This is a genomic window from Streptomyces sp. NPDC059224 (genome assembly GCF_042754285.1).
Classification (GTDB): domain Bacteria; phylum Actinomycetota; class Actinomycetes; order Streptomycetales; family Streptomycetaceae; genus Streptomyces.
Genome location: NZ_JBHZAN010000035.1, coordinates 92,018 through 103,295, shown reverse-complemented (window position 1 = coordinate 103,295; position 11,278 = coordinate 92,018). Strand labels below are relative to the sequence as shown.

The window sequence follows — 11,278 nt, the reverse complement described above, 5'->3', positions numbered from 1 at the left end:
CGCCCTTCGGGCGCGAGGAAGCCGACGCCTGGTGGCGGGGGCGGACGGAGGCCGTGGCCGCCGGGCGGCTCGCCGTCTGGGCCGCGCTGGACGGCGCGGACCGGGTCGTCGGCACGGTGAGCCTGGCCTTCGCCTTCCCCGGCAAGCCGAACAGCCGGCACCGCGCCGAGCTGGTCAAGCTGATGGTCCACCGTGAGGCCCGCGGCCAGGGCGTCGGAAGACGGCTGCTGACCGTCGCCGAAGGGGCGGCGAGCGCCGCCGGCATCACCCTGCTCCACCTCGACACCGAGACGGACAGCCCCGCCGAGCACCTCTACCGCTCGGCCGGCTGGACCCGCGCCGGAGTCATCCCAAACTACGCGGCCGACCCCGGCGGTGTGCTGCGGCCGACGACCCTCTACTACAAGCGGGTCGGGGCGCTGACCAGCTGACTGTCAGTGGCAGGGGATACGGTTCCGGGCATGCCGGAAGCCGAAGACGTACGCCGTGTCGCGCTGTCCCTGCCGGACACCAGCGAGAAGACCGCCTGGAACATGCCCACGTTCCGGGTCGCCGGGAAGATGTTCGCCACACTGCCCGAGAACGAGACATCCATCGCCGTGCGCTGCCCCAAGGAGGAGCGTGACGAACTGGTCCTCGCCGAGCCGGACAAGTTCTGGATCGCCTCCCACGAGGCCCAGTTCGCCTGGGTCCGGGTGCGGCTGGCCGCCCTGGAGGACGAGGCCGAGCTGCGCGACATCCTCGCCGACTCCTGGCGGCAGGCGGCCCCGCCCCGACTCCTGGACACCTGCCCGGAGGTGGGGTCCCCCGGGCCGGGCTGAGGCCCGCCGCACCGCGCGGCCAAAAGGCGTGCGCGACCACCTGCCCGAGTGCGGTATTGTTTCCTTGCGCGTTTCGACCAGGGAATTCCCAGGTCAGACGGCACCGGGACGTGGCGCAGCTTGGTAGCGCACTTGACTGGGGGTCAAGGGGTCGCAGGTTCAAATCCTGTCGTCCCGACGGTGCGAAGGGTCATCGCAGGCGAGAGCCTGTGAGGGCCCTTTTTCGCATGCGCCGCCCCGGCCGGCCGCTCAGGTCACCTGTGCCGGATCGCTGGGGTGACGGGCCAGCGGCACCGTGTCGACGGGGCCCGGGCCGGCCACCGCGAGGGCGTGCGCGATCTCCCGCGGCCGGTCGGCCCCGGACGCCTGCCACAGGCCGATGACGCGTCCCCGGTCCGGCAGCGTCCACAGACGGACCAGCCGGCCCGCGGTGGCCAGGGCACGCACCTGCCGCGACCCCGCCGGGTCCGCCGTGCCCGTGCCGGGCGGTTCCTCCTCGGTGAAGGTGACCGGGTACTCGTCGCCGTCCGCCGCGACCGCCACCGCGCCCCGGCCCGGATCAGCGGGGTGCGGGCCGAGTCCGACGGGCACGTCGGTCCGCCAGACGCGCAACGGCATCCCCGCGAGCGTGTGTTCAAGGGCGTCCGGGCCGTCGTCGTCGAACAGGCCGATCGAGCGCCATGCGCCGGGTCCCAGCGTCGGACGCCACAGCCGCAGCAGCCGCCCCCGCGCGGCGAGTTCGCGGCTAGGCGCCTCCCGGGCCCTGACCTCGGCCACCTCCCGCTCCGTCGTACCGTCCGGAACGCGGGTGGTCATCGTGACCAGATACTCCATCTCGGCCCTCCTCGGCGGTCGGCGCTTCCAGGGTCGGCCAGGCCGGTTCCGTCCGCTCCTGCGGCAGTGCGCCGGAGTGCTCTGACCCGTGAGAGTTCTAACTCTCAAGCATTCGCTCATCGGAGAACGCCATGCGCGTCGCGATCACCGGATCCACCGGACTCATCGCCTCCGCCCTCACCCGGTCCCTGCTCGCCGACGGCCGCCGCGTGCTCGCCTGACCCGCGGCCGGTCCGCGCCCCGCCGGCCGGCGGCGGCGAATCCGCCTCCCGGGAACCCGGTGCCCGCCTGGACCCGGCCGTCCTGGCCGGCGTCGACGCCGTGGTGCACCTGGCCGTGGCCGGCATCGGCGACCGGCGCCGGGCCAAGACGTACAGGCAGCGGATCCGGCACGCCATCTGCACCGACGAGGGCGGCCGCGGCCTCCGGCCGGTCGCCGCCCTGTCCCGGCGCCGGGGCGCCCGCTTCCCCGGCGACTCCACGAGCGTCTGGGCCGAACAGGACCTCCCGACGGCACCAGCGGGGCCGGGGTCGCCTCCTGACCCTGTGGGACCTCGCCCTCCCGGCCCGTCAGCCCACGCACCCCACGTGCGCCAGGGCCTGCTTGAGCAGCACCCCGTGACCGCCGGGCATCTCGCTCTGCACGGCCGCGGAGACCGCGTCCTGCGGGCTGAACCACACCAGGTCCAGGGCGTCCTGGCGGGGCCGGCAGTCCCCGGTCACCGGCACGATGTAGGCCAGCGACACCGCGTGCTGACGCGGGTCGTGGTACGGCGTGACGCCCAGCGTCGGGAAGTACTCGGCGACCGTGAACGGCTGCAGGGAGGCCGGCACCCGGGGCAGCGCGACAGGGCCGAGGTCCTTCTCCAGATGACGCAGGAGAGCGTCCCGGACCCGCTCGTGATGCAGGACACGGCCGGAGACGAGGGTCCGGCTCACCGTTCCGTCCGGGCCGATACGGAGCAGCAGTCCGATGCTGGTGACTTCACCGCTGTCGTCCACCCGTACGGGCACGGCCTCCACGTACAGGATCGGCATGCGGGCGCGAGCCATCTCCAGCTCGTCGGAGGACAGCCATCCGGGCGTGGTTTCGGTCATGTCAGACATTGATTGATCATACTTTCCGGGTGGGGCGCGCGCTCAGTCGCGGCCGGGGTCCGATACGGGAAGTCCGTAGAGGCGACGGGCGTTGTCGCGTCCTGTCCAGGCGGCGATCCTCACTGCGTCGGCGTGGCTCAGTTCGTCGGCGTCCACCCGCTCCTGGAGCACTCCGGCCAGCCCCTGCCGGAAGGACAGCGCACCGAGAAGGTGGAACTCCGCCACACCATAAGCGTCCGAGCTGTACAGCAGCTTGCGGAACGGAGTGATCTCCATCGCCTCCGCCAGCACCGCGCCCGCCCGGGCCGGTCCCACGTAGTGCAGCGCGAGCCCGACGTCGAGGTGCACCTGCTCGAACACCGTGGCCAGATAGGCGGCTTGGCGCTGGTACGGCCAGCAGTGCAGCAGCAGCACCGGGACGGTGCCGGCGGTCAGCCGCAGCCAGTCGGTGAGCAGGGCCGGGTCCGCCCGGTGCAGCCGCAGGTCCGAGTCCCCGAAACCCGCGTGGAGTTGGAGCGGCAGCCCGAGGGCGACGGCGGTCCACAGCAGATGGCGCATCAGTACCGGGTCCGTGAGGCCGCCGCCGCGCGCGAGCCACAGCGCGGCCGCCCGGGTCACCTCGGAGTACGTCGGCCGCGCCGGATCCAGGCCGAAGCCGGTGCGGTAGGCGGCGACCGACTTGACCGCCACCACCCCCGGCCGCCGTACCGCCGCCTCCGCCGCCGCCCGGAACGCGGACGCGTACTCGCCGGCGTCGACACCGCGCGCGGCCACCGCCTCGGCGACGCTCTCCAACCGGACCACCTCGTGGGCGGCGGCGCCGCAGGCGTCCGCGAGGTCGGCGGGCGAGGTGACCGGATGCGGGGCGTAGCCGGTGTCCACGCAGAACGTCTCCACGTGCGCGGCGGTGAGGAACCGGCGGTTGACCTCCTGCCAGCCCAGTTCCGCGCGGCGCGCCAGGTAGTCGGCGGCGGACGCGTGCCGGTCCAGGCCGAGCAGCGGCGCGCAGTGCCGGCGTACGGCGACCCCGACCGGACTGTCGAACGCCGACATGCCCGGCCAGGCCGTGCCCTCGGTCAGCAGCGACTCGAACTCCGCCGGGCCGAGGTCGGCGGTGACCGCGCCGTGGCAGTGGTGGTCGACGAGGGGGAGCGCGTCGAGAGCCTCCCGGACCGGTCCCGGCATCAGTACTTCCAGCGGTAGGCCGCCGCCACCCCGGCGTCGTCGAGCCCGGTGACGGTCGCCGTCTCGCCCTCGCGTACGGCGACCACCGCGTCCGCGAGGACCGGCCCGAGAGCCGTGCGCAGCACCTTGTCCTCGCGGAAGGCGTCGACGGCCTCCATCAGCGAGGCCGGCAGCCGTCGTACGCCCCGGGCGACCGCCTCGTCCGGGATCAGCCGGGCCGGGTCGTCGACGACCTCCTCGGGGAGGGCCGCCCCCGAGGTGAAACCGTCGAGTCCCGCGGCGATGACGCAGCCGATGGCGAGATACGGGTTGGCGGCCAGGTCGACAGGCTTGACCTCCAGGTTGGCGTCCCGGCTCTGATGGCCGGTCGTGCCGGTGATGACCCGGACACCGGCCTCCCGGGCCTCCCGGCCCCAGGCCGTGAACGCCCCGGCCCACTGGGAGGGCTTGAGCCGCAGATAGCTGGCCGGGCTCGGCGCGGTCACCGCCGTCAGCGCCGGCAGATGGGCCAGCAGCCCGGCCAGGAAGGACTCGGCCTCGCCCGTCATGCCGTACCGGCCGTCGCCCGCGGTGTGCAGATTGATCCCGTGGCGCCAGACGGAGAGATGGAGGTGGCCGCCGTTGCCGACGCCCCGCTCGGTGACGGCCGGGGAGAAGGAGGCCCGCAGGCCGTGCCGCTGCGAGATCGCGCGGATGGTCTGCCGTACCAGCACGCTCTGGTCGGCGGCGGCCACCGGATCCAGGGCGTCGGTGGAGAGCTCGAACTGGCCGGGGGCGTACTCGGGGTGGAACTGGGCGACCGGCACCTGCTGCGCGTCCAGGGCCGCGAGCAGGTCGGCGGCGTAGTCGCTCAGCTCGATCTGCCGGGCGGCGCCGTACGCCGGCCCCAGGGCCGCCGGGGCGAACTCGTCGGCGGGGGCGGCGGCCCGGCCGAGCGCCCACTCGATCTCGATGCCCGCCTTGAAGGTCAGGCCGAGCCGGCCCTCGGCGTCGGCGACCGTCCGGCGCAGGAAGGTGCGGCTGCACCCCGGGTGCCGGTCGCCCTCCTGGGTGATCCGGTCCACGGGGGCCCAGGCCCAGCCGGGCTGCCCGGCCAGCACCACCAGCCGGTCCAGATCCGGGTAGAGGCGCAGGTCGCCGTCGGGCGAGCCGAGGACGTCGGTACGGACGATCGCGTCGTTCGCCAGGAAGGTGTCGAACACCGGGGACATGCCGACGCCCCAGGCCGTCGCCTGCTGGAGCCGCTGCCAGGGGACCGTCTTCACCCGGCAGATCCCGGCGGTGTCCACATAGGCCAGCACGATCGCGCGCACCCCTTGAGCGGACAGCTCATGGGCGAGGGCATGCGCCCGGGCGAGTTCACCGGGACGCCCGCCGGGTACGGGGTCGACAAGGGGTGGCATACGGCGTCCTCCTCGACGGGCTCGGATGCACACGTCCCGGTCAGGGTTTCACGGCGACCGCGCCGAACTGCGGCACCGGCGCCGGGGAGTCGGCACCGGCGCGGCTCGGGGCGGTGTGGCGTACGGTGATCGCGCCGTCACGCGGATCTCCACGGCCGTCTCCGGTCCGGCCGGCGGCGTGCGGGAGACTGGTGTACGAAGCCGTCTCCCACTCGGAAGCAGGACATGCCCGCCTCGCCAGCCTCCCTCCTCGCCACGCCCGGCCTCCCGGCCGGCCCCGCCGACATCCGTCTCGTCGTCACCGACATGGACGGCACCCTCCTCGACGACGAGAAGCGCATCCCCGAGGGACTCTGGCCGATGCTGGCCGAGCTGCGCCGGCGAGGTGTGCTGTTCAGCCCGGCGAGCGGCCGCCAGTACGCCACCCTGGCCCGGCAGTTCGCCGACGTGGCCGACGGCATGGTGTTCATCGCGGAGAACGGCACCTATGTGGTGCGCGACGGCGTCGAGCTCAGCTCGGACGTCCTCGGCGCGGCCGTCGCCGGCGACCTCGCCCGGACCGTGCGCCGGCTGGTCGCCGACGGGGTCGACGTGGGCGCCGTGGTCTGCGGCAAGCGGTCCGCGTACGTGGAGCGCGCGGACGAGGCCTTCCTTACCGAGGTCCGCCGCTACTACGTCGAGCACCGGGTCGTCGACGACCTCACCGCCGTCGACGACGACGTGATCAAGGTCGCGCTCTTCGACTTCGGGCCCGCCGAGCGCACCACCGCCCCGGCCCTGGCCGGCTTCGCCGGCACCCACCAGGTCGTGGTCTCCGGCGAGCACTGGGTCGACGTGATGAACCGCACCGCCAACAAGGGCACCGCCCTGCGCGGCCTCCAGCGCGAGCTGGGCATCACCCCCGCCCAGACGATGGTCTTCGGCGACTACCTCAACGACCTGGAGATGCTCGACGCCGCCGACTGGTCCTTCGCCATGGCCAACGCCCACCCGGACGTCATCGGCCGGGCCCGCCACCTCGCCCCGTCCAACAACGACAACGGCGTGCTGCGTACCGTCGCCCGGATCCTGGGCTTGTGACGTCAGCCGGCGCGGAGTTCCTCCGACAGGTCCCGCAACAGCGGGGCGCTGTCCGGGTCGGCGGTCGGCTCTCGTCGCAGTCGTCGAGGTACCGTCCGCCGACGCCTTCGAGCAGGGGTGACGTGGCGAGCAGGACCGAGCTCGCGGCGCCCTGCTCCGGGGTCGTGATCGGTTCCGCCGGCACCTGCCCGCTGCCGCGGCCGCCGGTGTGGCGCCGCAGGCCGGCGTGGATGGCGCCGGGCATCAGGGCGTTGGCGGTGATGCCGTCCGCGGTCCAGCGCCGGGTGGTCTCCACCGCGAACAGGACGCCCGCGGTCCTGGACCGGCCGTAGGCGAGCCACGGGTCCTGCCCGGGGAGCGTCGATGTCGTCCCACACCACCGGAGACGGCCGGTGACCGGTGGAGCTGACGACGACGATGCGGGACCAGGACGTGCGGCGGTCCCTGCCGATCGGCCACGAAGGCGGTGGAAGGCGGTGACGGACGCCGGGTCGGTCGGCTCCAGCCGTGCGATCCTCCCCCGCCGGCTGCCGGTGGTCTCGACGATGCCCTCGGCGACCCGCTCGCCCGCGACCGGGTCCGGACCGCGAGGGTGGCGCAGGCGGCCGTGCTGGAGTGGCCGGAGGGGGTGCGGACGGCCGTCATGGTGGAACGCCTGGCCGGGTGCTGCGGGACGACGCTGTGCTGGATGTTCACGGCGCGGTGCCTCATGGCCTGACCAGGCGGTCCTGCTCCACCGGGGGCGTGCCGTCGTGCCAGGGCAGCGGCTTGCCGAAGCGGATCAGCTCGCCGTGGAGAGCGGGGTCGACGTGGTCGGCGAAGACCAGGTCGAGGACGGCGCGGGCGGCGTCGGCGGGGGACTGGGCCTGGCTGTGGTCACGGAACCAGGGGCGGGAGGTGGCGGTGTCGACCATGCCGGGGCAGACCGAGGCGATCAGGGTGCCGGAGGCCAGATCCTGCTCCCGGCGTCCGGCGGCGGCGGCGCGCACGGCGGCCACCTGGGCCACCTTGGAGGGCACGTTCAGCCAGGCGGGCCAGCCCGCCTCGGCTGCCGTGTGCTGGTGGACGGCGCTGCGCCAGGACTCGACGGCGTACTCCACCTGGTCGAGGGTGGCGCCGTCGAACAGATGGTGCAGCCGGGGGTCGAGGTGGCCGAGCGTCCCGAGCGAGCTGGCGACGACCAGCAGCCTGCCGCCCGGGCGCAGCACGGGCCCGAAGGAGCGCAGGATCGTGTGGGTGGCGGTGTTGGAGACGTCGATGAACTCGTCGGCCCGCTCGGACTGCGACTCGTCGGGCAGCACCCGGGCGACCGCGTTGGAGACGACGATGTCCACCCCGCCGTGGCGGGCGTGGAGTTGGTCGGCGAGGCGGACGACGGCGTCGGTGTCGGTGACGTCCAGGACCCGGCCCTCGACGCGGGCACGGGTGCCGGGCAGCCCGGCGACCTCGGCGGCGGCGTCCGTCACCCGCCGCCGGTCGCGGCCGGTGAGCAGGACCAGGTCGTCCGGGGCCAGCCGGGCGGCCAGGCCCTCGACGAGGGCACGGCCGAGACCTTGGTTGGCGCCCGTCACGAGGGCGACGCGTCGCACTGTCGGTGATGCGTTCATGCCCGCAACGCTAGGAACCTCCGTGCCCATGAGTCCAACGAAAGTTCGGCACACGTAGTATGCGTCAACGTCATGGACTTCAACGATGTGTCACTGACCGCGCTGCGCGTCTTCCGCGCCGTGGCCGAACAGGGGACCTTCACCGCGGCCGCCGCCGCGCTGGGCTACACCCAGTCCGCGGTGTCCCGGCAGATCGCCGCGATCGAGCGGGCGGCCGGCGCCGAACTGCTGGAACGGCGACGGGACGGGGTACGGCTCACCGCGGCCGGCCGGGTCGTCATGCGGCGCGCGACCGTCGTCCTCGACGAGATCGGGGCGACGGCACGGGAGCTTTCCGGCCTGCCGGAAGGGGCCGGATCGGTCCGGCTGGGCTGGTTCCCCACCGCGGGTGCCGTGCTGGTGCCCCGGGCCCTGGCCGCGCTCCGCCGGACCGACCCCGGCCTGCTGGTCATCGGCCGAGAGGGCACCACCCCGGCTCTGGTCCGCGCCCTGCGTGCCGGCAGCCTGGACCTCGCGCTGCTCGCGTCGGCGCCGCCGTTCCGGGCGCCGGACGCCGAGTCACCGCCGCTGGTGCTGCGGACCCTCACCGAGCGTGCCCTGTGCCTGGCGCTGCCGTCCGCCCATCCGCTGGCCCGCGGTGACTTCGTCGATGTGGCCGACCTGCGCGGACAGCGCTGGATCGCCGGTCCCTCGGCCGGAGAGGACAGCTTGATGGGGGTGTGGCCCGGCCTGGACGAGCGGCCCGAGATCGTCCACACCGTCCGTGACTGGCTGGTCAAGCTCCAACTCGTCGCGGCCGGCTGCGGGTTGACCACCGTGCCGGCCGCCCTCGCCGCCGCCGCGCCGCCGGGCGTCCGGATCCTGCCGGTGCGCGGCGGACCTCAGGAGCAGCGGCGCCAGCTGCTGGCCCGGCTGCCCCAGCCGCCGACGGAGGCGGTCACCCGCGTGACGGCGGCCCTGCGGGCGGCGGCGCTCGAAGCGGACCTGCCGGAGGGGCAGAGGTGAACGGGGTGCCCCGGCGCGGGCGTTCGTGAAGCTCAGGTGTTCTCGGCCGCGAACATCCAGCGCTGCTTCTCCAGGTCCGCGGTGATCGAGATCAGCAGGTCCTGGGTGACCGGGTCGGGTTCGTCGGTCGCGGCGATGCGCTCGCGCAGCCGTCCGATCGCCGCCTCCAGCGTCCGCACCATCAGGTCGACGACCTCGTCGTCCCGCAGCCAGCCGTCCTTGGCGCCGGGCAGCGAGAAGGCCGCGGCGATCGTCTCGGGGCGGCCGTCCGGAGCCACGCCCAGCGCGGCGGCACGTTCGGCGACGGTGTCCGAGTAGGCGCGCGCGGTGGCGACCACCTCGTCGAGCTGCAGATGGATCGAACGGAACCGGGGCCCCACGATGTTCCAGTGCGCCTGCTTCCCGACCAGCGACAGCCCCAGCAGATCCACCAGGGTCTCCTGGAGGGCGGTCCCGGTGACCCGGAGCGCTCCTTCGGCCAGCGTGCTCTTCACCACGGTCATGCCTGCGGTTCCCTTCCTCGTGCTGCGGTCACCGACCGGGTGCCCCTGGTGAAAAGGCGTAAACGGCGAGACGGCACCTACCGGATCTGCTTGTCCGGACATAACATCGGTCCCCGCATGAACACCATGACCCTCTGGCACATATCCGGCTGGGAGTTCGCCGCCCTGGCCCTCGCCGCACTGCTCGTCGGCTTCTCCAAGACCGCCGTCAGCGGGGCCAACACCGTCAGCCTCGCCGTCTTCGCGGCGGTCCTCCCGGCCCGCGCCTCCACCGGCGTGCTGCTCCCGATCCTGATCGCGGGCGACGTCCTCGCCGTCGCCACCTACCGCAGGCACGCCCACTGGCCCACGCTGTGGCGGCTGTTCCCCGCGGTCGCGGGCGGCGTGGTGACCGGCACCCTGTTCCTGGTGTGGGCCGACGACCAGGTCGTACGGACCTCGATCGGCGCGATCCTGCTGCTGATGGCGGGGGTCACCCTGTGGCGGCGGCGCCGGGCCGACCGCCCCGACGAGGACCCGGACGAGGTCACCACCCGGGCGGGCCAGGTGAAGGCCGGTTCGTACGGCGTCCTCGGCGGCTTCACCACGATGGTCGCCAACGCGGGCGGACCGGTGATGTCGCTGTACCTGCTGTCGGCGGGCTTCCGCAAGCTAGGGTTCCTCGGCACCTCGGCGTTCTTCTTCCTGATCGTGAACGTCTCCAAGGTTCCCTTCAGCGCCGGCCTCGGGCTGATCGACGGCAACTCGCTGCTGCTCGACGCCGCGCTCGTGGTGTTCGTCGTGCCCGGCGCGCTGCTCGGCACCTGGGCGGTGGACCGGATCAACCAGCGGCTGTTCGAGCAGCTGGTCATCGCGGCGACGATCGTCGGAGGCCTGCAGCTCCTCCTGCGCTAGCCGGTCCGCCGGCCCGGGAATGCGACCGGGGGACCCGGTGTTACAGCCATCGTGATTGACATGCTCGGATCAGTGATCACGGGTATGGGCGAAGGGAGAACCTCATGGCACGCAGCATCCTGCGTCCGGTCGTCAGGCTGAAGTCGACGGCCGGGACCGGAGTCACCTACGTGACCCGCAAGAACCGCCGGAACGACCCGGACCGCCTGGTCCTGCGCAAGTACGACCCGGTGGCCGGCGCGCACGTCGAGTTCCGCGAAGAGCGCTGACCGCCGAGAACGACCGGGCCCGACCCCTCCGGGACCACCACCGGACCGAGGCCCCAGGAAGGACAACCCCATGAAGCCCCGCATCCATCCCGTCTCCCGGCCCGTCGTCTTCCGTGACCGTGCCGCGGACGTGGCGTTCCTGACCCGTTCCACCGCCGACTCGTCCCGGACGGTTCAGTGGGAGGACGGCAACACGTACCCGGTGATCGACGTCGAGGTCTCGTCCGCGTCGCACCCCTTCTACACCGGCAGGTCACGGGTGATGGACAGCGCCGGCCGGGTGGAGCGCTTCGAGCGCCGCTACGGCCGTACCGCCGCCCGCGGCTGAGCCGGCCCGGCGACCGACACGAGGAGAACAGCACCATGAAGGTACGCAAGTCCCTGCGCTCACTGAAGGCCAAGCCCGGCGCCCAGGTGGTCCGCCGACGCGGCGTGGTCTACGTGATCAACAAGAAGGACCCCCGCTCCAAGGCCCGCCAGGGCTGACGGGAGTCGCTTACCAGGACGGGCCCCCCGCCCCCCCCCCGCGGGCCGCCCCCGACCCCCGCCCCCCCCCAGGGCCCCAAAGCGAGCCCCAAC

At 73.4% G+C, this 11,278-nt stretch carries 15 protein-coding genes and 1 tRNA gene; 10 read left to right on the top strand and 6 right to left on the bottom strand.

The features are described from left to right. The 3 genes from ACFXI4_RS33815 to ACFXI4_RS33805 all read left to right on the top strand — a co-directional run. Positions 1-431 (top strand): GNAT family N-acetyltransferase (locus ACFXI4_RS33815; protein ID WP_384998130.1); only part of this gene is annotated, 431 nt, incomplete at its 5' end. A gap of 30 nt (positions 432-461) precedes the next feature. Beyond that, positions 462-821 carry an MmcQ/YjbR family DNA-binding protein gene (locus ACFXI4_RS33810; protein ID WP_384998127.1) on the top strand — a complete coding sequence of 120 codons (360 nt, stop codon included), beginning with the start codon at positions 462-464 and terminating at the stop codon, positions 819-821. Positions 822-925: 104 nt separating this feature from the next. Next, a tRNA-Pro gene (locus ACFXI4_RS33805) sits at positions 926-999 on the top strand. Between the two features lie 71 nt (positions 1,000-1,070). Here the strand turns inward: ACFXI4_RS33805 and ACFXI4_RS33800 are convergent. The 4 genes from ACFXI4_RS33800 to ACFXI4_RS33785 all read right to left on the bottom strand — a co-directional run bounded on the left by ACFXI4_RS33800 (position 1,071) and on the right by ACFXI4_RS33785 (position 5,341). Next, positions 1,071-1,655, bottom strand: coding sequence for a muconolactone Delta-isomerase family protein (locus ACFXI4_RS33800; protein ID WP_384998124.1), 585 nt, complete (start codon positions 1,653-1,655; stop codon positions 1,071-1,073). A 570-nt stretch (positions 1,656-2,225) separates the two neighbouring features. Next, positions 2,226-2,753 carry an NUDIX hydrolase family protein gene (locus tag ACFXI4_RS33795; RefSeq protein WP_351316004.1) on the bottom strand — a complete coding sequence of 176 codons (528 nt, stop codon included), beginning with the start codon at positions 2,751-2,753 and terminating at the stop codon, positions 2,226-2,228. A 42-nt stretch (positions 2,754-2,795) separates the two neighbouring features. Continuing rightward, the gene (locus ACFXI4_RS33790; RefSeq protein ID WP_384998121.1) at positions 2,796-3,938 is read right to left on the bottom strand and encodes an amidohydrolase family protein; all 1,143 of its coding nucleotides are present in this window, start codon (positions 3,936-3,938) and stop codon (positions 2,796-2,798) included. Then, positions 3,938-5,341 (bottom strand): glutamine synthetase, encoded by a 1,404-nt coding sequence (locus tag ACFXI4_RS33785; protein ID WP_384998118.1) that lies wholly within the window; start codon positions 5,339-5,341, stop codon positions 3,938-3,940. The genes ACFXI4_RS33790 and ACFXI4_RS33785 overlap by 1 nt, the downstream gene beginning before the upstream one ends. A 225-nt stretch (positions 5,342-5,566) precedes the next feature. On the opposite strand from ACFXI4_RS33785, the gene ACFXI4_RS33780 reads away from it, so the two are divergent. Together ACFXI4_RS33780 and ACFXI4_RS33775 are read left to right on the top strand one after the other, a co-directional pair. Continuing rightward, positions 5,567-6,421 carry a Cof-type HAD-IIB family hydrolase gene (locus ACFXI4_RS33780; protein ID WP_384998115.1) on the top strand — a complete coding sequence of 285 codons (855 nt, stop codon included), beginning with the start codon at positions 5,567-5,569 and terminating at the stop codon, positions 6,419-6,421. Positions 6,422-6,543: 122 nt separating this feature from the next. Continuing rightward, the gene (locus tag ACFXI4_RS33775) at positions 6,544-6,753 is read left to right on the top strand and encodes a hypothetical protein (RefSeq protein WP_384998112.1); all 210 of its coding nucleotides are present in this window, start codon (positions 6,544-6,546) and stop codon (positions 6,751-6,753) included. 375 nt (positions 6,754-7,128) lie between these two features. On the opposite strand, the gene ACFXI4_RS33770 is transcribed toward ACFXI4_RS33775, so the two are convergent. Continuing rightward, positions 7,129-8,028, bottom strand: coding sequence for an SDR family NAD(P)-dependent oxidoreductase (locus ACFXI4_RS33770; RefSeq protein ID WP_384998109.1), 900 nt, complete (start codon positions 8,026-8,028; stop codon positions 7,129-7,131). Between the two features lie 72 nt (positions 8,029-8,100). On the opposite strand from ACFXI4_RS33770, the gene ACFXI4_RS33765 reads away from it, so the two are divergent. Continuing rightward, entirely contained in the window at positions 8,101-9,033 is a 933-nt protein-coding gene (locus tag ACFXI4_RS33765; protein ID WP_384998106.1) for a LysR family transcriptional regulator, read from the top strand. A 32-nt stretch (positions 9,034-9,065) separates the two neighbouring features. On the opposite strand, the gene ACFXI4_RS33760 is transcribed toward ACFXI4_RS33765, so the two are convergent. After that, positions 9,066-9,536: a DNA starvation/stationary phase protection protein gene (locus tag ACFXI4_RS33760; RefSeq protein ID WP_384998103.1), complete on the bottom strand. Its 471-nt coding sequence runs from the start codon at positions 9,534-9,536 to the stop codon at positions 9,066-9,068. A gap of 117 nt (positions 9,537-9,653) precedes the next feature. Between ACFXI4_RS33760 and ACFXI4_RS33755 the strand changes: the two genes are divergently transcribed. The 4 genes from ACFXI4_RS33755 (at position 9,654) to ykgO (ending at position 11,185) form a co-directional block, all read left to right on the top strand. After that, positions 9,654-10,430: a sulfite exporter TauE/SafE family protein gene (locus ACFXI4_RS33755; protein WP_384998100.1), complete on the top strand. Its 777-nt coding sequence runs from the start codon at positions 9,654-9,656 to the stop codon at positions 10,428-10,430. A gap of 104 nt (positions 10,431-10,534) precedes the next feature. Next, positions 10,535-10,699, top strand: a complete 165-nt coding sequence (gene rpmG, locus ACFXI4_RS33750) for a 50S ribosomal protein L33 (protein WP_384998097.1) — start codon at positions 10,535-10,537, stop codon at positions 10,697-10,699. A 70-nt stretch (positions 10,700-10,769) separates the two neighbouring features. Next, positions 10,770-11,027 (top strand): type B 50S ribosomal protein L31, encoded by a 258-nt coding sequence (locus ACFXI4_RS33745; RefSeq protein ID WP_384998094.1) that lies wholly within the window; start codon positions 10,770-10,772, stop codon positions 11,025-11,027. Between the two features lie 35 nt (positions 11,028-11,062). Then, positions 11,063-11,185: a type B 50S ribosomal protein L36 gene (ykgO, locus tag ACFXI4_RS33740; RefSeq protein WP_362731191.1), complete on the top strand. Its 123-nt coding sequence runs from the start codon at positions 11,063-11,065 to the stop codon at positions 11,183-11,185. Positions 11,186-11,278: the final 93 nt, after the last annotated feature.